23 protein-coding genes and 1 pseudogene are annotated in these 20,960 nt (G+C 73.1%); 23 read left to right on the forward strand and 1 reads right to left on the reverse strand.

What is annotated here, in order from left to right; all coding sequences use genetic code 11:
* Nucleotides 1-189 precede the first annotated feature (189 nt).
* The 7 genes from Q4C85_RS11785 to Q4C85_RS08005 all read left to right on the forward strand — a co-directional run bounded on the left by Q4C85_RS11785 (nucleotide 190) and on the right by Q4C85_RS08005 (nucleotide 4,553).
* Nucleotides 190-339 (forward strand): hypothetical protein, encoded by a 150-nt coding sequence (locus Q4C85_RS11785; RefSeq protein ID WP_368501434.1) that lies wholly within the window; start codon nucleotides 190-192, stop codon nucleotides 337-339.
* Nucleotides 312-1,043 (forward strand): cation:proton antiporter, encoded by a 732-nt coding sequence (locus Q4C85_RS11790; protein ID WP_368501435.1) that lies wholly within the window; start codon nucleotides 312-314, stop codon nucleotides 1,041-1,043. Before Q4C85_RS11785 ends, Q4C85_RS11790 begins: the two co-directional genes overlap by 28 nt.
* Nucleotides 1,012-1,530, forward strand: a complete 519-nt coding sequence (locus Q4C85_RS11795; protein WP_368501436.1) for a hypothetical protein — start codon at nucleotides 1,012-1,014, stop codon at nucleotides 1,528-1,530. The genes Q4C85_RS11790 and Q4C85_RS11795 overlap by 32 nt, the downstream gene beginning before the upstream one ends.
* A gap of 93 nt (nucleotides 1,531-1,623) precedes the next feature.
* Nucleotides 1,624-1,962, forward strand: a complete 339-nt coding sequence (locus Q4C85_RS07990) for a hypothetical protein (RefSeq protein WP_303141135.1) — start codon at nucleotides 1,624-1,626, stop codon at nucleotides 1,960-1,962.
* Between the two features lie 22 nt (nucleotides 1,963-1,984).
* Nucleotides 1,985-3,142 (forward strand): histidinol-phosphate transaminase, encoded by a 1,158-nt coding sequence (locus tag Q4C85_RS07995; RefSeq protein ID WP_303141136.1) that lies wholly within the window; start codon nucleotides 1,985-1,987, stop codon nucleotides 3,140-3,142.
* Nucleotides 3,139-3,738 (forward strand): imidazoleglycerol-phosphate dehydratase HisB, encoded by a 600-nt coding sequence (gene hisB, locus Q4C85_RS08000; RefSeq protein WP_303141137.1) that lies wholly within the window; start codon nucleotides 3,139-3,141, stop codon nucleotides 3,736-3,738. Before Q4C85_RS07995 ends, hisB begins: the two co-directional genes overlap by 4 nt.
* A complete protein-coding gene (locus tag Q4C85_RS08005) occupies nucleotides 3,738-4,553 on the forward strand; it encodes a hypothetical protein (protein WP_303141138.1) in 816 nt (271 codons plus the stop codon). Before hisB ends, Q4C85_RS08005 begins: the two co-directional genes overlap by 1 nt.
* 113 nt (nucleotides 4,554-4,666) lie before the next feature.
* Here Q4C85_RS08005 and Q4C85_RS08010 read toward each other — a convergent pair whose 3' ends face one another.
* The gene (locus Q4C85_RS08010) at nucleotides 4,667-4,915 is read right to left on the reverse strand and encodes a hypothetical protein (protein WP_303141139.1); all 249 of its coding nucleotides are present in this window, start codon (nucleotides 4,913-4,915) and stop codon (nucleotides 4,667-4,669) included.
* Between the two features lie 366 nt (nucleotides 4,916-5,281).
* Between Q4C85_RS08010 and hisH the strand changes: the two genes are divergently transcribed.
* From hisH to Q4C85_RS08090, 16 genes and pseudogenes are all read left to right on the forward strand, one after another.
* Nucleotides 5,282-5,929: an imidazole glycerol phosphate synthase subunit HisH gene (gene hisH / locus Q4C85_RS08015; protein WP_303141140.1), complete on the forward strand. Its 648-nt coding sequence runs from the start codon at nucleotides 5,282-5,284 to the stop codon at nucleotides 5,927-5,929.
* Nucleotides 5,930-5,976: 47 nt separating this feature from the next.
* Entirely contained in the window at nucleotides 5,977-6,711 is a 735-nt protein-coding gene (gene priA / locus Q4C85_RS08020; protein ID WP_303141142.1) for a bifunctional 1-(5-phosphoribosyl)-5-((5-phosphoribosylamino)methylideneamino)imidazole-4-carboxamide isomerase/phosphoribosylanthranilate isomerase PriA, read from the forward strand.
* Complete coding sequence (locus Q4C85_RS08025) at nucleotides 6,704-7,534, forward strand: SseB family protein (RefSeq protein ID WP_303141143.1); 831 nt, start codon at nucleotides 6,704-6,706, stop codon at nucleotides 7,532-7,534. Before priA ends, Q4C85_RS08025 begins: the two co-directional genes overlap by 8 nt.
* Nucleotides 7,535-7,758: 224 nt before the next feature.
* A pseudogene (gene infC / locus Q4C85_RS08030) lies at nucleotides 7,759-8,268 on the forward strand (translation initiation factor IF-3); the annotation flags it as partial.
* A gap of 248 nt (nucleotides 8,269-8,516) precedes the next feature.
* Entirely contained in the window at nucleotides 8,517-8,711 is a 195-nt protein-coding gene (gene rpmI / locus Q4C85_RS08035) for a 50S ribosomal protein L35 (RefSeq protein ID WP_303141145.1), read from the forward strand.
* A gap of 28 nt (nucleotides 8,712-8,739) precedes the next feature.
* Nucleotides 8,740-9,120, forward strand: coding sequence for a 50S ribosomal protein L20 (gene rplT, locus Q4C85_RS08040; protein WP_303141147.1), 381 nt, complete (start codon nucleotides 8,740-8,742; stop codon nucleotides 9,118-9,120).
* 158 nt (nucleotides 9,121-9,278) lie between these two features.
* A complete protein-coding gene (locus Q4C85_RS08045) occupies nucleotides 9,279-10,745 on the forward strand; it encodes a diguanylate cyclase (RefSeq protein WP_303141148.1) in 1,467 nt (488 codons plus the stop codon).
* Between the two features lie 508 nt (nucleotides 10,746-11,253).
* Nucleotides 11,254-13,002 carry a nitrite/sulfite reductase gene (locus Q4C85_RS08050; protein ID WP_303141149.1) on the forward strand — a complete coding sequence of 583 codons (1,749 nt, stop codon included), beginning with the start codon at nucleotides 11,254-11,256 and terminating at the stop codon, nucleotides 13,000-13,002.
* Nucleotides 12,999-13,799, forward strand: a complete 801-nt coding sequence (locus Q4C85_RS08055; RefSeq protein ID WP_303141150.1) for a phosphoadenylyl-sulfate reductase — start codon at nucleotides 12,999-13,001, stop codon at nucleotides 13,797-13,799. The genes Q4C85_RS08050 and Q4C85_RS08055 overlap by 4 nt, the downstream gene beginning before the upstream one ends.
* Nucleotides 13,796-14,764: a sulfate adenylyltransferase subunit CysD gene (cysD, locus tag Q4C85_RS08060; RefSeq protein ID WP_303141151.1), complete on the forward strand. Its 969-nt coding sequence runs from the start codon at nucleotides 13,796-13,798 to the stop codon at nucleotides 14,762-14,764. Before Q4C85_RS08055 ends, cysD begins: the two co-directional genes overlap by 4 nt.
* Nucleotides 14,764-16,077, forward strand: coding sequence for a sulfate adenylyltransferase subunit 1 (locus Q4C85_RS08065; protein ID WP_303141152.1), 1,314 nt, complete (start codon nucleotides 14,764-14,766; stop codon nucleotides 16,075-16,077). The genes cysD and Q4C85_RS08065 overlap by 1 nt, the downstream gene beginning before the upstream one ends.
* The gene (cobA, locus tag Q4C85_RS08070; protein ID WP_303141153.1) at nucleotides 16,074-16,796 is read left to right on the forward strand and encodes a uroporphyrinogen-III C-methyltransferase; all 723 of its coding nucleotides are present in this window, start codon (nucleotides 16,074-16,076) and stop codon (nucleotides 16,794-16,796) included. Before Q4C85_RS08065 ends, cobA begins: the two co-directional genes overlap by 4 nt.
* A gap of 45 nt (nucleotides 16,797-16,841) precedes the next feature.
* Nucleotides 16,842-17,729, forward strand: a complete 888-nt coding sequence (locus Q4C85_RS08075; RefSeq protein ID WP_303141155.1) for a sulfite exporter TauE/SafE family protein — start codon at nucleotides 16,842-16,844, stop codon at nucleotides 17,727-17,729.
* Nucleotides 17,726-18,616, forward strand: a complete 891-nt coding sequence (locus Q4C85_RS08080) for a sirohydrochlorin chelatase (protein ID WP_303141156.1) — start codon at nucleotides 17,726-17,728, stop codon at nucleotides 18,614-18,616. The genes Q4C85_RS08075 and Q4C85_RS08080 overlap by 4 nt, the downstream gene beginning before the upstream one ends.
* Nucleotides 18,617-18,709: 93 nt before the next feature.
* Complete coding sequence (locus Q4C85_RS08085) at nucleotides 18,710-19,603, forward strand: RNA methyltransferase (RefSeq protein WP_303141157.1); 894 nt, start codon at nucleotides 18,710-18,712, stop codon at nucleotides 19,601-19,603.
* Nucleotides 19,604-20,191: 588 nt separating this feature from the next.
* Nucleotides 20,192-20,923: an amino acid ABC transporter ATP-binding protein gene (locus tag Q4C85_RS08090; RefSeq protein WP_303141186.1), complete on the forward strand. Its 732-nt coding sequence runs from the start codon at nucleotides 20,192-20,194 to the stop codon at nucleotides 20,921-20,923.
* The last annotated feature ends 37 nt before the right edge of the window (nucleotides 20,924-20,960 follow it).

The raw sequence follows: 20,960 nt of genomic DNA on the forward strand, positions 1-20,960 counted from the left end.
GGGGCGGCGGGGCGGGGCGCGGGCGGCGGGGCGGTCCCGGCCTGCCCGATGAGCAGCGTTCCGACGGCCGGTCCCGGGCCTATCGCGGCGGCCGCCACGAACCCGGCCAGGGCCGCCGCTATTGAACCGGCCAGTGGCGTGCTTTCTGAGACCGTGCCCCACCGGCAGGGGTGGCCGTAGCCTGCGACTGTGGACCTGCTTGTCATCGCCGCGTGCAGCCAGATCGCACCCCGGCTCGGCCTGGCCTCTCCGCTCATCCTGCTTGGCCTGGGCGTCGCCGTGGGCTTCCTGCCGATGGTCGGTGCCATCGAGTGGACCCGGAGATCGTCCTGGAGATAGTCCTTCCGCCACTGCTGTTCGGTGCGGCCGTGTCCATGCCCGTCATGGACTTCCGTCGCGAGCTCATCGCGGTGGCGGGCCTGGCCGTCGGCCTGGTCGTCATGACGGCCGTGGTCCTGGGGCTCGTCATCCACGCGATCGTCCCGGTCCTGCCGCTGCCCTGGGCCATTGCGCTGGGCGCCGTGCTCAGCCCGACCGACGCCGTGGCCGTGGCCATTGCCAAGGACCTGGGAGTCTCCCAGCGCATCATCACGATCCTTGAGGGCGAGGGCCTGTTCAACGACGCCACCGCGCTCGTCCTGCTGTCCTCGGCCACGGCAGCAGGGCTCATGACCGACACCCACGCCCTGGAGCCGGGCAGCCTCGTGCTCGACTTCCTTCTCGCCCTGGCGATCGCTCTGGCCGTGGGCTGGGTGGTCGGGGAGGTGAGCACGCGCGTGTGCGCACGGGTCAGCGACCCGACCGCCAACACGGTCATCTCCTTCACGATCCCTTTCCTGGCCTCGATCCCGGCCGAGCACCTCGGCGGCTCGGGGCTGGTGGCCGCCGTCGTGGCCGGGCTCGTGGGCTCCTACCGCGCCCCGCTGCTCGTCTCGCCTGCCAACCGGCGCACGGCCCAGCACAACTGGCGCACGGTCCAGCTGGTTCTCGGGGGGGGGCGTCTTCCTGACCATGGGGCTGCAGGCCTACGGCATCGTCAGTGAGGTGGGGGAGGTGGCCGGCGGCGTGACCTGGGTGGTTCTCCTGGCCTTGACGGCGGGGACCCTGACGGTCGCCCTGCGTGCCGTCTTCGTTGTGCCGCTGCTGGCCTGGCTGCGCCGGCTGGGGAGGCGTTCCCGACGACGCTACGAGCGCTGGGAGGAGCGCATGAGCGCTTTCGAGCAGCGCCTGTCGTGCGCCTGCGAGGTCGACCCGGAGATGCTCACCGCCCGGCACCTCACGCCGCAGGAGTGGGACCGGGCGCTGCACCGGTGGTCCCGCCGGCTGGAGCGGGAACGGCGGCGGCAGCGGCGCAGCCGCAACGACCTCGACTACTTCCTCAACGAGCCCCTTGGCCTCCGGGAGGCCTCGGTCATCGTCTGGGCCGGTATGCGGGGCGCCGTCACCCTGGCCGCCGGGGTCCGGCGGGCAGGGGTCGACCACGGGCTCGGCCAGCTGGTCGCCGAGGACGTCGCCTACCCCATCCCGTAGGGGGCCGACCAGGGTGAGGTCATCGCGGCCCTGGCCCACGACGTCGGCGCGCTGGGCGTCGAGCTCTTCGGGCCCTCGTACTGCTACTACTCCATGCCGGTCGGCGGCGGCTCGCGCGCCGTGGTCCTGCTCGATCAGCTGTCCCGCCCTCTGCCCCCGCTCGCCCTGGCGGACGTCACCTCCCGGCTGCCGCGCCTCCTGCCGGGCCTCGACGACCCGGCATGGTCCCTGGAGGGGCTGGTCCGGCTCCTGCCCGGCTGGACGGTCTCCCAGGGTGTCGACCCATCGGGGGCGCGCTGCCTGACGGTCAGCGACGGCGCCGGCGGTGCGGTCCTGGTCGAGTACGCCCTGGACGACCAGGGCCGTCTGGTCTCCATCCGCCTGCACCACGAGGCGGCGGCCCCGGACGCGGGGCCGACCGGCGGGGACTGAGCGGCCGCGTAGACTGCGGGCCGTGACCACACCCCGTCTGCGACCCGGCCTTGAGGGATGCGAGCCCTACGGCGCCCCGGAGCTCAAGGTTCCGGTGCGCCTCAACGTCAACGAGAACCCCTACCCCCCCTCGGAGGCGGTCGTCGCAGGCATCGCGGCGGCAGCAGCCCAGGCGGTGGCGGGGGCCAACCGCTACCCGGACCGCGACTTCCCGGCGCTGCGCGAGGCCCTGGCCGACTACCTCGCCGTCGAGTCCGGCGTGCGCCTGCCTTCGGAGCGGATCTGGGCGGCCAACGGCTCGAACGAGGTCATGCTCCACGTCCTCCAGGCCTTCGGTGGCCCCGAGCGGCCGTGCCTCAGCTTCGCCCCCACCTACGCGATGTACCCCGAGTACGCCCGCGACACGCTCACCCCGTTCGTGACCGCGCTGCGCTCGGCCGACTTCACCCTCGGGCCGAACGGCGAGGCGGTCGCCGCCGTGCGGGCCCACCGACCCGCCGTCGTTATCGTGGCCAGCCCCAACAACCCCACCGGGACGGCACTGCCGACCGACCAGCTCCAGGCGCTGCTCGACGCCGCCCGGGGCAACGGCCCCCTCGACCCGCAGGGCCGTCCCACCGACGCTCTGGTCGTCGTCGACGAGGCCTACGGGGAGTTCCGCCGGCCCGGGGTCCCCAGCGCGCTCGAGCTTCTCGAGGACAACCCCCACCTGGCGGTCACCCGGACGATGAGCAAGGCCTTCGGCATGGCGGGGCTGCGGCTGGGCTACCTGGCCGCGGCGCCGGGCGTCGTCGACGCTCTGCGCGTTGTGCGCCTGCCCTACCACCTGTCGGCGCTCACTCAGGCGGCGGCCGTCGCCGCCCTGGACCACCGCGAGGAGCTGATGGAGCAGGTGGCCTCCCTGCGCGCCGAGCGCGACGGGCTGGTGGCGTGGCTGCGCGCCCAAGGCCTGACCGCGCACGACTCCGACGCCAACTTCGTCCTGTTCGGCCCTTTCGCCGACCGCGAGGCCGTGTGGCGCGACCTGCTCGATCACGGGGTGCTCATCCGCGTCGTCGGGCCCGACGGGTACCTGAGGGTCTCGGTGGGCACCCCCGAGGAGATGGGGCTCTTCCGCGCCGCGCTCACCCGGATCCTGTCCGCACCCGACCACACCACCGCGCAGGAGGCGCCCGCATGAGCCGTACCGCCCGTATCGAACGTTCCACGAGTGAGTCGACGGTCGTCGTCGAGATCGACCTCGACGGCACCGGGCGCACAGAAGTGGCGACGACCGTCCCCTTCTACGACCACATGCTCACCGCGCTGGGCAAGCACTCCCTCATCGACCTGACCGTTCGGGCAAGTGGGGACACCGACATCGACGTCCACCACACCGTGGAGGACACCGCTATCTGCATCGGGCAGGCGCTGCGCGTGGCCCTGGGGGACAAGCGCGGCATCAAGCGCTTCGGGGACGCCCTCGTCCCACTCGACGAGGCCCTGGCGCAGGCGGTGGTCGACGTGTCGGGCCGGCCCTACCTCATGCACGACGGCGAGTCGGAGGCCTTCGTCCATCATCTCCTGGGCGGGCACTTCACCGGCTCGATGGTCCGCCACGTCCTTGAGGCGATCGCCTACCACGCGGGCATCTGCCTGCATGTGCGCGTCCTGTCCGGACGGGACCCCCACCACATCGCCGAGGCCGAGTTCAAGGCCCTGGCCCGGGCGCTGCGCGCCGCGGTGGAGCCCGACCCGCGGGTCGACGGGATCCCGTCGACCAAGGGGGCGCTGTGATGGGCGACGGACGGGATGTCGACAGGCAGGACGGCGGGGACGAGGACATCGACGCCCGTTTCGCCGCGATGATGGAAGGGCTCGACCTCGAGGCTCCCCCGGCCCCCGAGCCCGATGGGCAAGGGCGCACCGAGGGCGGCATCGTCCCGCAGGCCGGTGGGATCGCCGGCGGGGCCGGGGCGCAGGGGGCTGCAGCCGAGGACGGGAGCGCTCCAGGCCCTGCCGCCGGCGGCGCAGCGGGCGGGGCGCCCAAGGCCGTCAAGGTGGCCGTCGTGCTCACCCCGATCGCCAACGCCGAGGCGCTGGCCGGGCTGTGCGCGATGAGCGGTCTCGACTGCACGATCGTCCCGGCGGCCTCGGGCGCCTTCGCGGTCAAGGAGTTCGTCTCGGCCCACGCCGAGTGGGATGTCGCCGAGCTCTTCGGCGGGCTGGAGACCGAGCCCGCCGAGGCGGCGGAGCTCGCCGGTGCCCTGTCGCGCTTCAGTCGGGGCGGCGTCGTTCTTCTGACCGCCGACCTGGCCACCGACGTCGGTATCGAGAAGGGGCTGTCGGGGACGATCACCGCCCGGCGCTATGACAACGGCGCGGCGGGGGAGGAGGCCTCGGCCGGGCTGCTGCTGGCCGGGGTCGACCAGGTCGTCGAGGACGTCCTCATCGGCGCGGTCAAGGCCGATGAGGTGCGCGGGGCGGTCCGCACGGCCGAGGTCAAGCCCGGAGGCGCGCTGCGCCGGCTGGGACGAGGCCTGCGCCGGGGTCGCGGCCGGGGCCGTCACGACGACGCCGGTGCGCACGAGGACGGCAACCAGCCGAGCTGACCGGCCCCGGGACCCTCCCCCCTCACCGAGATCGGTAGATATGACACCGCGAGATCGGGACATATGTCCCGATCTCGCAAAGGGGGTGGGTGGGGTGACACGGGTTCGGGCGGTCAGGCCGATGAGGGGACGCACGACAAGCCGCGGTTGCCGTTGACCGTCCACTCGACCTCGCTGGGGCCTAGGACGGAGACCTCGGGGTTGTCGAATCCGTAGGCCTGGGCCGCCCCTAGCGCCGAAGCGGCGGCGCGCACGAGGGGCACGGCGTCGGCCGGCGCCACCGGGCCGCCCGCCACCAGGTCGACCAGGCTTCCCCCGTCGCAGCGCTCCATGACGATGAAGGGCCGGTCATCGGGCAGCACGCCGGTGTGATGAGTGACACGACGTGCGGGTGGCCGGTGATCCGTCCCGCCGCCTGGACCTCGCGCAGGTAGCGGCGCCTGTTGCGCTCATCGCTCAGGGGCCGGGAGTCGATCTTGACCGCCACCGGCCGTGCCATCGACTCCTGCACACCGCCGTACACGGTGGCGAACCCGCCGCGGCCGATGACGTCGAGGAGCCTGACCCCCGGGATGTGCAGCTGCGCGGTGGCCTGGGGCGGCGGTGGTGGGACGGGCGTGCTGGTCAGCGCGCCATCCTCGCGCCTGAGGGCCCGGAGTGTGAAGTCGGGGCGGAGCGCCGGTCCGGCCCGGAGGGCACACCCGCCGGGGGCGGGTAGGCTTCGGGGCGTGAAAGCACCCCGGGTGGTCGTCCTGTCCTACGGAAGCGGCAATGTGCGCTCCGCCGTGCGCGCGCTCGAGCGCGTCGGGGCCCGGGTGAAGCTGACCGACGACGCCGAGGCCGTGGCGCGCGCCGACGGCCTGGTGGTCCCCGGTGTCGGCGCCTTCGGGGCGGTGATGGACCAGCTCCGGGCGGTCGACGCCCCCCGCCTCATCGATCGCCGCCTGGCCGGGGGCCGGCCGGTGCTGGGCATCTGCGTGGGCATGCAGGTCATGTTCGAGTCATCGGCCGAGCACGCCGTCGACGGCCGGGGGATCGAGGGCCTGGCCCAGTGGCCCGGGACCGTCACCCGCCTGCAGGCCGACGTCGTGCCCCACATGGGGTGGAGCCGGGTGCGCCCCCCGGAGGGCTCGGTGCTCTTCGAGGGCCTGGACCAGGAGCGCTTCTACTTCGTCCACTCCTACGCGGCCACCACCGACCCCGCGGCCCTGCTCGGGCAGGGCCCGACACGTCCGCCGCTGGCCACCTGGGCCAGACACGGTCAGGACTTCGTGGCCGCCGTGGAGAACGGCGCGCTGTGCGCCACCCAGTTCCACCCCGAGAAGTCCGGGGACGCCGGGGCCCGGCTGCTGCGCAACTGGCTGACGACGCTGTGACCCATCGCCGGCACCCGCCGGGCACACCCGATCCGAGGAGTTCGACCATGCTCACCCTTCTTCCCGCCGTCGACGTCGCCGACGGCAAGGCCGTCCGTCTCCTCCAGGGGGAGGCCGGCTCCGAGACCGACTACGGCAGCCCCGTGGAGGCTGCGCAGGACTGGGTGGCCGCCGGTGCGGAGTGGATCCACCTGGTCGATCTGGACGCAGCCTTCGGGCGCGGCTCCAACGCCCCCCTGCTGGCGCGCATCGTGGCCGAGGTCGGCATCAAGGTCGAGCTGTCCGGAGGCATCCGCGATGACGCCTCGCTGGCGCGCGCTCTCGATGCGGGCGCGGCGCGTGTCAACCTCGGCACGGCGGCGCTCGAGGACCCCGAGTGGACCGAGCGGGTCATCGCTGAGCACGGTGAGGCCATCGCCGTGGGCCTCGACGTCCGTGGAACGACCCTAGCTGCTCGCGGCTGGACCCGGGAGGGCGGGGACCTGTGGGAGACCCTGGAGCGCCTTGACGCCGCCGGCTGCACCCGTTACGTCGTGACCGATGTGACCCGCGACGGCACCTTGACCGGCCCCAACACCGAGCTGCTGCGTCAGGTCTGCGCCCGGACCGACGCACCGGTGGTGGCCTCGGGCGGCATCTCGGGCCTCGATGACCTCAGGGCGCTGGCCCGGCTCGTGCCCGAGGGCGTTGAGGGGGCCATCATCGGCAAGGCGCTGTACAACGGGAACATGACCCTGCCCGACGCCCTGGCTGTCGCCCGCGGCCAGGAGCCCGGTGCCTGAGGACCGGCCCACGGTCGGCGGCCGGGGCGAGCCTCCTGCGCAGGCCGCGCACCGCAGGCTCGCCCGGCTCCTGGCCGCGCCCACCGCCTTCCCGCACGACGACGGCGCGGTGGCCCCGGCGGTCGCTCGTGCCCTGACGGAGGCTGACGGGCACCGGCGCCTGGAGCGGCTCCTCGCTGCTCTCAGCGGTGGGCGGGTCCTCGTGCCGGTCGATCCCCACCCCCGTGTGCCGCGGGAGGGGTGTGGTTCGGGTGGGGACGCCGGCGTCCGGACGGCCGACCCGGCCTGCCCGGCGGTGAAGGTGCAGGGCGGAAGGCTCGCCCTGCCGGTGTTCACCGGGGCCGCCGCGCTCGCCGCCTGGCGTCCGCGGGCCCGGCCGGTCCCGGTGGCGGTGGGCCGCGCAGCCGGGCTCGCCCGCCGGGAGGCCGACGGGCTGTGGCTCGTGGACCCCGGAACGGTCGACCTGCTGGTGCCGCGCACGGCGGTGGCCGCGGTGGCCCGGGGGGAGGCGTGGGTGCCCCCGTGGCGCGACGGTCGTCTCGTCGGTGAGCTCGAGCGACGCCTGGGCGCCGTCCCCGGTGTCGAGGGTGCGCGGCTCGGGCCGGGCGCGGGAGCGGGCCTGCGGGTCCTCGTCCTGCTTGATCCCCAGGGTGCGCGGCAGGTGCAGGCGGTCCTGGCCGAGTGCGGCCGGGTCGTGTCCGACCCCGCCTGGGGGGAGCGCCTCGAGGCGGTCGAGCTGTGCCCTGTGCCTCCGACCTCTCGGGGTGGGGAGGGTCACGGTGAGATCGGGGGGATGGGGCTGCCGGGGACCGGCCCGACCTGATAGCCTTCTCAACCGACCGGCCGGAGTCTGTCTCCGGCTCGCAAGCGGAGAGATCCCACCTGGGTCCCGAGCAAGGGGTCGGGTCATGCGAGGAGCAATCCTCGGCGGTCGCGCGTCCCAGCGCGGCCGTGCTCGGGCGAGCACATGCGGGGCCTTCGCGCGCGTACTGCGGCGGGGCCCCTTCTCGTCGTGGCGGTCACCGTCACCAAGAGTGAGGAACAGTCATCAGCGAGCCCCGTATCAACGAACGGATCCGCGTCCCCGAGGTGCGCCTGGTCGGCCCCAGTGGCGAGCAGGTCGGCGTCGTCCGCCTCGAGGACGCCCTGCGCCTGGCCGAGGAGGCCAACCTCGACCTGGTCGAGGTGGCGCCTGACGCGCGCCCCCCGGTGTGCAAGCTCATGGACTACGGCAAGTTCAAGTACGAGTCGGCCATGAAGGCGCGCGACGCCCGGAGGAACCAGGCGAACACCCAGCTCAAGGAGATCCAGTTCCGCCCCAAGATCGATGAGCACGACTACGCCACGAAGATGGGCCACGTCGAGCGATTCCTCAAGGGCGGGGACAAGGTCAAGTGCATCGTCCGCTTCCGCGGGCGCGAGCAGTCCCGCCCGGAGCTGGGCATCCGGCTGCTCCAGCGTGTGGCCGAGGAGATGTCCGAGCTGGGCACCATCGAGTCCCACCCGCGACAGGACGGACGGAACATGGTCATGGTCCTGGCGCCCACACGCAAGAAGACCGAGGTCAAGTCGGACCAGCGCCGTCGTCGGGAGGAGGCCCGCGCGAGCCGTCGGGCCGAGAAGCACTCCCACCGGACGAGGAAGACTCAGCCGGAGGGCCGCACCGGTCAGGACGACCAGGCCCCGCCGGAGGAGGCCCAGGGCTGAGCCCCTGAATACGCAGACCATCACCCACCCCGCGGCAGACCGTGCGGGGTCCGCAGCCCGGGCCGTCCAGGCCGGGGCCGAGAACGAGGAAATCGAGAATGCCGAAGAACAAGACGCACTCCGGTGCCAAGAAGCGCTTCCGGGTCACCGGCAGCGGCAAGTTCATGCGTGAGCAGGCCAACAAGCGCCACCTGCTCGAGGGCAAGTCCTCCCGCCGCAAGCGCAAGCTCGCCCAGGACCAGCCGGTCTCCCGGGCGGACCGTCGTCAGGCCAAGAAGCTGCTCGGTCGCTGAGCGCCCCACCACCCCAAGGAGTCATCACATGGCACGTGTGAAGCGGGCTGTCAACGCCCAGAAGAAGCGTCGTACCGTTCTCGACCGCGCGTCGGGATACCGCGGGCAGCGCTCGCGCCTCTACCGCAAGGCCAAGGAGCAGGTCACCCACTCCGGCGTCTACGCCTTCCGCGACCGTCGCGCCCGCAAGGGCGACTTCCGTCGCCTGTGGATCCAGCGCATCAACGCCGCCGCCCGTGCGGAGGGCATGACCTACAACCGGTTCATCCAGGGCCTGGGCCTGGCCGGCGTCGAGGTCGACCGCCGCATGCTGGCCGAGCTGGCCGTCAACGAGCCGGCCGCCTTCTCGGCCCTCGTCGACGTCGCCCGCAAGGCCCTGCCGGAGGATGTCAACGCCCCCCGCGCCTGAGACAACGGATCGTAACCGGCGCGTGACCTTGCGTCGTACCATCGTCCTAGTTGAGACTTGTGCCTCGGCCCCGCCCACGGGACCGGGGCGCTTGTCGTCCTGGCCGTGCCATCGCGGCTTGCGGGGCCCCGCCCATCAGTCGTCCCTGAGAGGAAAGTATGGAGCACGTCGTCGGTAACGAGCGCTTCTTCGACCCGGAAGACATCTTCTTCTCGGTCACCGACGCCAAGGGCGTCATCACGCGGTCGAACTCCACCTTCGTCCAGCTCTCGGCCTTCGGGCGCGACGAGCTCATCGGGGCGCCGCACAACCTCATCCGCCACGACACGATGCCGGCGGGCGCCTTCAAGCTCATGTGGGACGACCTGTCCCAGGGTCTGCCGGTGTGCGCCTACGTGGTCAACAAGGCCAATGACGACCTGGACTACCGCGTCTTCGCTGTGGTCGTGCCAGTGGGGGAGGACTACCTGTCGGTGCGCATGAAGCCGCAGAACGATGAGGTTCGCACCCTGGTGGAGTCCGTCTATGAGACGGTGCGCGCCGAGGAGCGGCGGGTCGCGGGCGAGGGCGCCTCCCGCTACGAGGTCGGGGTCTACGGCGCCGGCGAGCTGGCCGCGGCCCTCGCGCCGCTGGGCTTCGGCTCCCTGTACGACATGACCCAGGCCCTGCTTCCCACCGAGCTCCAGCTGCTGCTGGGGGCGGGTGTGCGCGTGCCCGAGACCCCCGAGGCCACGGGGCCGCTGGGCCGGATCCTCGAGGTTGTGCGCACCGTCGAGCGCGACTCCGACGCCCTGGTGCGTCAGCTCGACGAGTACAGCCGCCTGCTGGGCGCGCTGGACGCACGCTCCTCGGAGATGGCCGACATGTCCCAGCGCGCCCGGGACGTGATCGCCGGCGTCTCGTCGGTGGGCAGCCCCGACTCCGACTCCTCCGCGCCGCGCACGAGCGAGCGGGTGGTCACCGCGCTGAGCAGCGCCGTCGAGATCCTCGGTTCCCTGCCCACGGAGATGGACGAGCTGCGTCGCGAGGTCGTCCGGCTGCGTTTCCTGGCCTCCCAGATGCGGCTTCTCACCCTCATGGTGGGACGCTTCGCCGCCTCGGCCGTGCACGACGGCGAGGAGGACGCCCTGGCATCCATGACGCTGCTGTGCCGGGCCCTGGAGGAAGGGACCGGGAGCCTGGCGGACACGAGCGCGGCGGTGCGCACGGGCGTGGCCGAGCTCGATGTGCACACCCGCGCCCTGGTCAAGGACCTCGACTCCACCCAGCGTCCCCTCGACCGGTGGCTGCGCACCCTGCGCGACGAGGGCGCCGTGCCCCTGACGGCCGACGCGCCGCCGACTGGGGACAGCGAGAGCGAGGAGCCCGCCGCCGAGGAGGTGCCGGCGGCCGAGCCCGCCGCCGAGGAGCAGTCGGGCGATGCCGTGGACTGCGAGACGGTCATCGTGCGGGTCGAGGCACTGGCGCAGCAGGGCTTCCCCGAGGCGGGGCCGATGGCGGCCCTGGCGGCCGAGTGCCGCGGGCTCGAGCTGCCCATTGACAAGGACGCCTTCGACGCGGGCTTCCGCGTCCTGCACGACGAGCTCGAGGCGTACACCGGCGTCACACAGGACACACAGGACTGAGCCGGCGGCGCCGGAATGGGTGTCAACTGGGGTGGGGGGGGGGGGGGGGGGGGGCCCCCCCCCCCCCCCCCCCGCCCCCACCGCGCTCCCCCCGCGCGGGGGGGAGTGTGACCACACCCCCGCCCCCACCCCCCACACCCCGACGCCCCCGGGGGGCGCGGCTGGGGTTCAAATGGGGGGTGGGTGGGTGCCGGTCCCCCCCCCCCCCCCCCACCCCAGTTGACCCTTCGGCGTACCAGGGCCTAGGTTGGTCGTGTGACCACGGACCTCGCACACCGCCCGGCGGCCCCTGCCCGCCTCGGCACGCTGCGTGTCCTGTGCTCCATGTGTTGTCAGGCCTGACCGGCGCCTGACGCTCCGAGACGCAGCATCCCTCGGAGGCTCCGGCGCACAGCGTCCGGAGGCATGGCGGCCGAGGCGCTCGGCCAACCACGGGTCCAGCCCCCACCGGGACACAGCCTGACATCGGCTCTCCGGACGCTCACACCCTCCCACCACTGAGGAAGCGATGAGCGAGACATCCGTGACTGCCCCATCCCCGACGACCCAGCCCGACGAAGGCGCCCAGCGGACCTCCCAGCGCCCGGTTCGCCCCCCGCGTGCCGGCCGCTCCAACGGCCAGTGGGCCGTGGACGGGCGTGCACCGCTCAACCCCAACGAGACCGTCAAGCAGCTGAGCCCTCCGCTCGAGGTGCGTCAGCGGGTCGAGGAGCGCTACGCCCTGGAGGGCTTCGACTCCATCGACCCCGACGACCTCCACGTGCGCCTGCGGTGGTGGGGCCTGTACACCCAGCGCAAGCCGGGTATCGACGGTGGCCGCACGGCCCAGCTCGACGTCACCGAGCTCGAGGACTCCTACTTCATGCAGCGCGTGCGGATCGACGGCGCGGTCCTGTCGGCCGAGCAGGTCGAGGTCCTGGGGGAGATCTCCACCACCTTCGGCAGGGACACGGCCGACATCACCGACCGGCAGAACATCCAGTTCCACTGGATCAGGGTCGAGGACCTGCCCGAGATCTGGCGCCGCCTGGAGGAGGTGGGCCTGTCGACCATCGTGTCGGCCGGCGACACCCCGCGCGCCTTCCTGCTCAGCCCGGTGGCGGGCATCGCCGCCGACGAGATCATCGACCCCACGCCGGTGGCCGAGGCGATCCGGCGCACTTATATCGGCGACCCCGAGCTGGCGAACCTGCCGCGCAAGTTCAAGACGGCGATCACTGGCCACCCCAGCCTCGACATCGTCCACGAGATCAACGACATCTCCCTGGTCGGGGTCGTCCACCCCGAGCTGGGCCCCGGTTACGACCTGTGGGTCGGTGGCGCCCTGTCGACCGCACCGCGGTTGGGGGAGAGGCTGGGCGCCTTCGTCACGCCCGAGCAGGCAGCCGAGGTCTGGTACGCAACGATCAGGATCTTCCGGGACTACGGGTACCGGCGTCTGCGAGCCAAGGCGCGGATGAAGTTCCTCCTGGCCGAGTGGGGGCCGCAGCGCTTCCGCCAGGTGCTCCAGGACGAGTACCTCGGCTACGAGCTGGCCGACGGGCCCGCCCCGCGCTCGACCGCCGCACGCGCCGACCACCTGGGTGTCCACGAGCAGAAGGACGGCCGCTTCTTCATCGGCGCCTCCCCCGGGGTGGGCAGGATCGGGGGCAAACGCCTGAGCGCCGTGGCCCGCCTGGCCCGCAGCGCCGGAAGCGACCGGATCCGCTTCACCCCCCTGCAGAACCTGCTCATCCTCGACGTCGAGAAGGACGAGGTCGATGAGCTCGTCGCCGGTCTGGAGGCCCTCGACCTGCAGGTCACGCCCCGGCCGTTCCGGCGCGCCACCCTGGCGTGCACGGGGATCGAGTTCTGCAAGTTCGCCATCGTCGAGACCAAGGACCTGGCCTCCCGCGTGGCCGCCGAGCTCGACGAGCGTCTGGCCGACCTCGACCTCGACCGGCCCCTGAGCCTCAACGTCAACGGCTGCCCCAACTCCTGCGCCCGGATCCAGATCGCGGACATCGGCCTCAAGGGCCAGATCATCACTGTCGACGGCAAGCGGGTGCCGGGCTTCCAGGTCCACCTGGGTGGCGGCCTGGCCGACTCCGGGCGTGAGGAGGCCGGCCTGGGCCGCACCGTGCGGGGCCTCAAGGTCCCCGCCGACGGCGTGGCCGACTACGTCGAGCGGATCACCCGCCGCTTCGTCGCCGCCCGCCACGACGGCGAGACCTTCGCCCAGTGGGCCCACCGAGCCGATGAGGAGGAGCTCGTATGACGCACCAGACACCAGTGAGGCCCCAGGAGGGCCGGATCGCGCCCGAGGCCCCGGGGGCCCGGTTCCCTGAGGCGCCCCGCTCCCTGCGCCCTGCCGAGGAGCTCCAGAGTGTCGTCGAGGAGGCCGTTGGCCGGCTCGGCGGCCTCGGCGACGAGGACTCCGAGGCCAGTGCCGATGAAGTGATGGCCTGGGCGGCCGCCGCCTTCCCCGGCACGCTGGCCGTGGCCTGCTCGATGGCCGACGCCGTCCTGCCCCACCTGGTGGCGCGCCACGTCCCGGGCGTCGACGTCCTGTTCCTCGACACCGGCTACCACTTCGCCGAGACCTACGGCACCCGCGACGCCGTGGCCGCGAGCCTGGACGTGCGCGTCGTCGACGTCCTGCCCGCCCTGACCGTCGAGGAGCAGGACGCCGCCTGGGGCCCGCGCCTCTACGAGCGCGACCCGACGCGCTGCTGCGCCCTGCGCAAGGTCGAGCCCCTCCAGCGGGCACTGACCGGCTACGAGGCCTGGGTCACCGGGGTGCGGCGGGAGGACGCCTCCACCCGCACACACACCCCGTTGGTGTCCTGGGACGCCTCACGCGGTCTGGTCAAGATCAACCCGCTGGCCGCCTGGACCCTCGACGACCTCCTGGCCTACGCCGAGGAGCACCACGTCGTGGTCAACCCGCTGCTGGCTGACGGCTACCCCTCGATCGGCTGCCAGCCCTGCACCCGGCGCGTCGCGCCGGGCGAAGACCCCCGTTCCGGCCGCTGGGCCGGATTCGCCAAGACAGAATGCGGAATCCACCTATGACTCTCCTCGACACCGCCCCTGCCGCCCCGCTGCCCGACCTGCCCGGTCCGGTGGCCGCCCCGCCCGCCGTCGAGCCCCTGTCAGACCTCGACGTGCTGGAGTCCGAGGCGATCCTCATCATCCGGGAGGTGACCGCCGAGGTCGAGCGCCCGGTGCTGCTGTTCTCCGGCGGCAAGGACTCGGTGGTCATGCTCCACCTGGCGGCCAAGGCCTTCTGGCCGGCGCCCATCCCCTTCCCGGTCCTCCACGTCGACACCGGCCACAACTTCCCCGAGGTGCTGGCCTACCGGGACGCCACGGTCGAGCGCCTGGGCCTGCGGCTGATCGTGGCCAGGGTCCAGGACTACATCGACGACGGTCGCCTGCGTGAGCGCCCCGACGGCACGCGCAACCCCTTGCAGACCATGCCGCTGCTCGACGCCATCGAGGAGGGCCGTTTCGATGGCGTCTTCGGGGGCGGGCGGCGTGACGAGGAGAAGGCGCGGGCCAAGGAGCGGGTGGTCTCCCTGCGCGACGCCTTCGGCCAGTGGGACCCGCGCAACCAGCGCCCCGAGCTGTGGAACCTGTTCAATCCACGGCACGCCCCGGGGGAGCACGTGCGCGTCTTCCCCCTGTCGAACTGGACCGAGCTGGACGTGTGGAGCTACATCGAGCGCGAGGGCATCGAGCTGCCCAGCCTCTACTACGCCCACGAGCGGCAGGTCTTCAAGCGCGACGGCATGTGGCTGGCGGCCTCCAAGGTCTCGGCCCCGCGCCCCGACGAGCCGGTGGTCACCCGCACCGTGCGCTACCGGACCGTGGGTGACATGTCGTGCACCGGTGCCGTGGACTCCAGCGCGGCCACGATCCACGACGTCGTCGTCGAGGTGGCGGCCTCGACCCTGACCGAGCGCGGCGCGACCCGCGCCGACGACAGGCTCTCGGAGGCCGCCATGGAGGACCGCAAGAAGGAGGGCTACTTCTGATGACCACGTTGCTGAGACTGGCCACGGCCGGGAGCGTCGACGACGGCAAGTCGACGCTGGTGGGACGGCTCCTCTACGACTCCAAGTCGGTGCTCATCGACCAGCTGGCAGCCGTCGAACGGGTCAGCGCCGAGCGCGGGCTGGACGGGGCCGACCTGGCGCTGCTCACCGACGGCCTGCGGGCCGAGCGGGAGCAGGGCATCACCATCGATGTCGCCTACCGGTACTTCGCCACCCCGCGCCGCTCCTTCATCCTGGCCGACTGCCCCGGGCACGTGCAGTACACCCGCAACACGGTCACCGGCTCCTCGACGGCCGACGTCGTCGTCCTGCTCGTCGACGCCCGCCACGGCGTCCTGGAGCAGACCCGCCGGCACCTGGCGGTGGCGGCGCTCCTGCGGGTGCCCTCAGTGGTCGTCGCGGTCAACAAGATCGACCTGGTCGACTACTCCCAGGAGGTCTTCGAGACCATCTCGGCCCAGCTCGAGCAGATCGCGGCGGCCCTCGGCGTCGCCCGGGTGCACACGATCCCCACCTCGGCGCTGCTGGGCGACAACATCGTCGAGCCCTCCGCATCGACTCCCTACTACACCGGCCCGACCCTTCTGGAGCTCCTCGAGGAGCTGCCCGCCGAGGTCTCCAGCCCCGGCAGCGCCCCGGGCACCACCGGGCTGCGCCTGCCGGTCCAGACCGTCATCCGGCCCCAGACGGCGGCCGCCGACCCGCGGCTGCTCGACTACCGCGGCTACGCCGGCCAGATCAGCGCCGGGGCCGTCAGCCCCGGCGACGAGGTCGTCGTCCTGCCCTCGGGACGGCGCTCGACGGTCACCGACATCGACCTGGCCGAGCGCCCGCTGAGCCGGGCGGTGGCGGGACAGTCCGTCACGCTGCGCCTGGCCGACGACATCGACATCGCCCGTGGCGACCTCATCGCTGCGGTCGGGGACGCCCCGGTCCCGGTGCGCGAGCTCGAGGCCACTGTCGCCTGGCTCTCGGAGTCTGCGCTGCGTCCCCGCGCCCGCGTCCTGCTCAAGCACGGCGCGCGCACCGTCCAGGCCATCGTCGACCAGGTCCTGGGGCGCCTGGACCTGGACGACCTCACCCACGTCGATGCCGACGCCCTCGAGCTCAACGACATCGGGCAGGTGCACCTGCGCCTGGCCCAGCCGGTTCCCCTCGAGGACTACGGCGCCTCCCGCGCCGGCGGCGCCTTCCTCCTGGTCGACCCTGCCGACGGCGCGACCCTCGCCGCGGGCATGGCCAGCCTGCCCGCCGGCACCGCGGGCGCTAAGACCTCAGGGGCGCTGCGGTGAGCGCGCCGGAGGAGCCGCGCGGGACGGTCACACTCGTCGGGGGCGGCCCGGGGCCCGCGGGCCTGGTCACCGAGGCCGGGCTCGCCGCCCTGGCCCGGGCCGACGTCGTCGTCCTGGACCGCCTGGCCCCGCGCGAGGCCGTTCCCCGGGGCACCGAGGTCATCGACGTCGGCAAGGAGAACGGCCTCCACCGCGTCATCCAGGACGACATCAACGCGATCCTGGTCGACCAGGCCCGGGCCGGACGACGGGTGGTGCGCCTCAAAGGGGGCGACCCCTACGTGCTGGGCCGGGGAGGCGAGGAGGTGGCCGCCTGCCGCGCCGCCGGCATCGAGCCCGAGGTCGTCCCCGGGGTCACCAGCGCCATCGCGGTTCCGGCCGCGGCGGGCATCCCCCTGACCCACCGCGGCACGGCCCGTGCCTTCACCGTCCTGGACGGCCACGGGCCGCTGGGCGAGCTCCCACTGGGCGGGGAGCACACTCTTGTCATCCTCATGGGCGTGGCCACCCTGCGCCAGGTCGTGACCGCGCTGATCGACCGGGGCAAGGACCCCGAGACCCCGGCGGCGGTCATCGAGAACGGCCTGCTGCCCCACCAGCGCGTCACCACCTCGACGATGCGATGTCTTCCCGACGTCGCCGAGCGCACCGGCGTGCGGCCCCCGGCCGTCGTCGTCCTCGGAGACGTCGTGACCCTCAGCCCCCACTGGCACAGCTGAGACCCCCTCGGCGGCGCCACCTCCTGGCTCGGAAGGCATCTCCTCATGAACAGCAAGCTCCTCAAACTCGCCATCGTCGGATTCGGGGCCCAACTCGTCGACGGTGCCCTCGGCATGGGCTACGGCGTGACCTCCTCAACCCTCCTGCTCCTCGTCGGACTCTCGCCGGCGCTGGCCGTGGCCAGCGTCCACCTGTCCGAGATCGGCACGACCTTCGTGTCCGGGGTCTCCCACTGGCGCCTGGGCAACGTCGACTGGCCCACCGCCGTGCGGCTGGCACTGCCCGGTGCGGTCGGCGCCTTCACGGGCGCCACCGTCCTGTCCCACCTGTCGACCTCGGCGGCCCAGCCCATCACCGCCTCGATCCTGCTGGTCCTGGGTGCCTACATCATCGTGCGCTACCTGCGCCCGATCGCGGTCAGGCCACGGGCCGAGGCCCGCACGGGCTTCCTGGCCCCGCTCGGTGTCGTCGCCGGCCTGGTCGACGCCACGGGGGGCGGCGGCTGGGGCCCGGTGGCCACGACAACGCTGCTGACCAGCGGCCGGCTTGAGCCGCGCAAGGCGGTGGGCACGGTCGACACCTCCGAGTTCCTGGTCACCGTGTCGGCCTCGGTCGGCTTCCTCCTGGGCCTGGGCACCGCCGGCATCGACCTGGGCATCGTCCTGGCGCTCCTGGCGGGAGGGGTGGTGGCCGCACCCCTGGCGGCGCTGGCGGTCTCACGCCTGCCCTCCCGCCTCCTGGGGGTGGGTGTCGGCGGACTGATCGTCCTGACCAACCTGCGCACCCTGCTGTCGGCCGCCGACGCCCGCGCCGAGGTCTCCCAGGGCGCCTACCTGCTCGTCAGCCTCGTGTGGGCCAGTGTCATCGTGTGGACCCTGGCGACGCTGCGGCGTCGTCCGGCCCCACTGGCCGAGGAGGTCGGTGCCGCGTGAACGCCCTGCCCCCATTGGCACCCCGTCCAGTGCCGCGCACCCCGACCCGGCCGCCCGGCGGCCACGGCCCGGAGCCGCATGCCGCCGAGCACCGTCCCGGCCCCCGCGCCCCCGGGCACGGGCGGGTCCCAGCCCCGGGGCGTCGGCACGAGCCCGCGGCGCCGGCCGCCGGCCGCAGTCTGGTCCTGCTGGCCCACGGCTCCGGGCACCCGGCGGGACGGGAGGTCGTGGAGGACATCACCGGCCAGGTCGCCCACCGGCTGCGCGGGCACGGTACCCGGGTGACCCTGGGCTTCCTGCGGGAGATGACCCCCTCACCGGCCCAGGCTCTGGCGGGCACCGAGGACCCCGTCGTCCTGCCCCTGTTCCTGGGTCAGGGCTACCACGTGCGGGTCGACATCCCCCATGAGCTGCGCCGCCACGGCAGCGGGCAGATCGTGCCCCACCTCGGGGCCTCTCCCCGCCTGGTCGAGGTGCTGTCCGACCGCCTCGACCAGGCGGGGGCCCGGCCGGGCGACGGGGTGGTCCTGGCGGCGGCCGGCTCCTCCGACCCCGGTGCGGTCCAGGAGGTCCACGCCCTGGCCGAGGTTCTCGGCGCGCGTCTGAGGACCGAGGTGGGTGTGGGTTTCCTGTCGGCCGCCACCCCTGACGTGCGCGAGGCCGTTGCCTCCCTGCGCGCCCAGGGGCACCGGCGTGTCGTGGTCAGCTCGCTGCTGCTCTCCGACGGCGTGTTCCAGCAGGCCCTGAGCAGGGCGGGGGCCGACGTCGTCACCGCACCCCTGGGTGCCCACCGGGAGATCGTCGAGGCGGTGCTCGAGGGGTACCGGGCGGCCGCCGGTCCACTCGGCGACATCCCGGTCGATGCCGCGGCCGGCCAGGAGGCGTGAGCCCGGGGCCGGTCGGTCAGGGCTCGGTGAGAACTGTCCTTGCCGGCGGCCATGCTCACGGGGCCGCGGTGTCCGTGAGGGTAGCCTCGGCCCATGAGCGCGCGCCCCGAGGCCCGACAGGTCCTGTCCAACCCCGGCTCCGCGCGGGTCACGCGGGTGGCCGGGCTGGCCCGCCGCCAGGCGCGCGAGCGGCACGGTCGTTTTCTCGCAGAAGGCCCCCAAAGCGTGCGCGAGGCCGTGCGCCACGCCCCCGACCACGTCCTGGACGTCTATCTCACCGAGGCCGCTGCTGAGCGGTACCGGGAGATCGTGTCCCAAGCCCGCCAGTCCGGGATCCACACCCACCTCGTCAGCCCCTCGGTCATGGAGGCCATGAGCGCGGACGCGCAGGGGGCGCTGGCTGTCGTCGGTGTCGGTGCGCTCGCGGCCCCGGGGCGGGGGAGAGGTGCGGCCGAGGGCTCGACGACGGGCGCCTCGACGGACCCCGCGGTGGGCTCTGTGGGGGACTGGGCGCATGCCCTGGCCGGGGCCAGGCTCGTGGCGGTGCTCACCGAGGTCCAGGACCCCGGCAACGCCGGGACGATCATCCGGGCCGCCGACGCCGCGGGCGCCGACGCCGTGGTTCTTGCCCGCGGATCGGTGGAGGCCACAAGCCCCAAAGTGGTGCGCTCCACGGCCGGGTCGCTCTTCCACCTGCCGGTGCTCACCGGCGGCGGCCTGGAGGAGGTCGTGGGGGCGCTGCGGGCCGCCGGGCTGACGCTTCTGGCCGCCGACGGGCGCGGACCGGTCGACCTCTTCGAGGCCGACGAGTTGCTGGCCGCCCCCGGCGCCTGGCTGCTGGGCAATGAGGCGCGGGGCCTGGCCCCGGCCGCCCTCGAGCAGGCCGATGCCGTCGTCTCCATCCCCATCTACGGGGCCGCCGAGTCCCTCAACGTCGCCACCGCCGCCACCATCTGCCTCTACGCCTCCGCCCGCGCCCAGCGCTGAGGTGCGAGATCGGCCGACCGCGCGGGAGGGGATCGCGCGCGGCCTCAGCCCAGCACGGTGAGCAGGTCGCGCAGGCTGGCCACGACAAGGGCGCCGGGGCGTCGTCGGGCAGGGTGACCGAGGTGCCCGGCCGCACGAGCAGCGCGGCGGCCATCCCGGCGGCGCGTGCCGCCGCCATGTCGATGCCCCGGTCCCCGACGCACAGCTATTCTCCCCGGATCTGGCCTGCCGCACCGGCACTCGGAGACCCGATCTCCTGCTGGGTCCGGTCCCCGGCACCGCGGCCGGGTGGCGCTCGGACGCGAGGCGGGCTGAGCCGACCGGCCCGGCAGAGCCCCGACGGTCTCGCAGATCGGCGCAGCGCTGGGCATGGCGGGGCATCGGTGTTACGGTTCGGGCACGCGGCCGCGGTCGGCGGCCGCCGGATGCAGGAGGAGGAACTCGGTGCGCATGTGGATGTGTTGCTGTCGCTGTCACTGAGACAGCCTCCAGACCCATTCGCTCCCAGACCGAGACGAGGTGCTCGTGCGCACTCCCACCCCGCCCGCAGACCAGTCCGACGACCACCGGCCGGCATCGCCCGCCGACGTGCTCGTGCGCATCAGCCATGTGGTCAAGCGCTACGGAGACTTCACCGCGCTGGACGATGTGTCCCTGGACATCCACCGCGGTGAGGTGGTCACCGTCGTCGGCGCCTCGGGCTCGGGCAAGTCCACCCTGTGCCGCACGATCAACCGCCTGGAGACCATCGAGTCCGGCACCATCGAGATCGACGGCGTCCCCCTGCCCGAGGAGGGCAAGGAGCTGGCCCGCCTGCGCGCCGAGGTCGGCATGGTCTTCCAGTCCTTCAACCTCTTCCCGCACCTGAGCGTCCTGGACAACATCACCCTGGCTCCGGTCAAGGTCCGCGGCCTCGACAAGGACATGGCCCAGGCCAGGGCGCGCTCCCTGCTGGAGCGCGTCGGGCTGGCCGACCAGGCCGCCAAACGCCCGACCCAGCTCTCCGGAGGCCAGGCCCAGCGGGTGGCCATCGCGCGGGCCCTGGCCATGGACCCCAAGGTCATGCTCTTCGACGAGCCCACCTCCGCCCTGGACCCCGAGATGATCAACGAGGTCCTCGACGTCATCAAGGACCTGGCCACCTCGGGGATGACGATGCTCGTCGTCACCCACGAGATGGGCTTCGCCCGCTCGGCGGCCGACCGGGTCGTCTTCATGGATGCCGGGCAGATCGTCGAGGCCGGCCCGCCGGCGGAGTTCTTCTCCCAGCCGCGCACCGAGCGCGCCCGCGACTTCCTGTCCAAGGTCCTCAGCCACTGATTCCGCACACCTGAATGAGCACCTGATTCAGCCACTG

The sequence above is a fragment of the Actinomyces sp. genome (assembly GCF_030524025.1).
GTDB lineage: Bacteria > Actinomycetota > Actinomycetes > Actinomycetales > Actinomycetaceae > Actinomyces.

What these genes read in the sequence shown, in the direction of transcription:
- hisB (WP_303141137.1), top strand. Translation starts at nt 3,139, where the DNA reads ATGAGCCGTACCGCCCGTATCGAACGTTCCACGAGTGAGTCGACGGTC.
- rplT (WP_303141147.1), top strand. Translation starts at nt 8,740, where the DNA reads ATGGCACGTGTGAAGCGGGCTGTCAACGCCCAGAAGAAGCGTCGTACC.
- Q4C85_RS07990 (WP_303141135.1), top strand. Translation starts at nt 1,624, where the DNA reads ATGCCGGTCGGCGGCGGCTCGCGCGCCGTGGTCCTGCTCGATCAGCTG.
- Q4C85_RS08075 (WP_303141155.1), top strand. Translation starts at nt 16,842, where the DNA reads ATGAACAGCAAGCTCCTCAAACTCGCCATCGTCGGATTCGGGGCCCAA.
- Q4C85_RS08085 (WP_303141157.1), top strand. Translation starts at nt 18,710, where the DNA reads ATGAGCGCGCGCCCCGAGGCCCGACAGGTCCTGTCCAACCCCGGCTCC.
- Q4C85_RS08045 (WP_303141148.1), top strand. Translation starts at nt 9,279, where the DNA reads ATGGAGCACGTCGTCGGTAACGAGCGCTTCTTCGACCCGGAAGACATC.
- Q4C85_RS08050 (WP_303141149.1), top strand. Translation starts at nt 11,254, where the DNA reads ATGAGCGAGACATCCGTGACTGCCCCATCCCCGACGACCCAGCCCGAC.
- Q4C85_RS08005 (WP_303141138.1), top strand. Translation starts at nt 3,738, where the DNA reads ATGGGCGACGGACGGGATGTCGACAGGCAGGACGGCGGGGACGAGGAC.
- Q4C85_RS08055 (WP_303141150.1), top strand. Translation starts at nt 12,999, where the DNA reads ATGACGCACCAGACACCAGTGAGGCCCCAGGAGGGCCGGATCGCGCCC.
- cysD (WP_303141151.1), top strand. Translation starts at nt 13,796, where the DNA reads ATGACTCTCCTCGACACCGCCCCTGCCGCCCCGCTGCCCGACCTGCCC.
- priA (WP_303141142.1), top strand. Translation starts at nt 5,977, where the DNA reads ATGCTCACCCTTCTTCCCGCCGTCGACGTCGCCGACGGCAAGGCCGTC.
- rpmI (WP_303141145.1), top strand. Translation starts at nt 8,517, where the DNA reads ATGCCGAAGAACAAGACGCACTCCGGTGCCAAGAAGCGCTTCCGGGTC.
- Q4C85_RS08065 (WP_303141152.1), top strand. Translation starts at nt 14,764, where the DNA reads ATGACCACGTTGCTGAGACTGGCCACGGCCGGGAGCGTCGACGACGGC.
- Q4C85_RS11795 (WP_368501436.1), top strand. Translation starts at nt 1,012, where the DNA reads ATGGGGCTGCAGGCCTACGGCATCGTCAGTGAGGTGGGGGAGGTGGCC.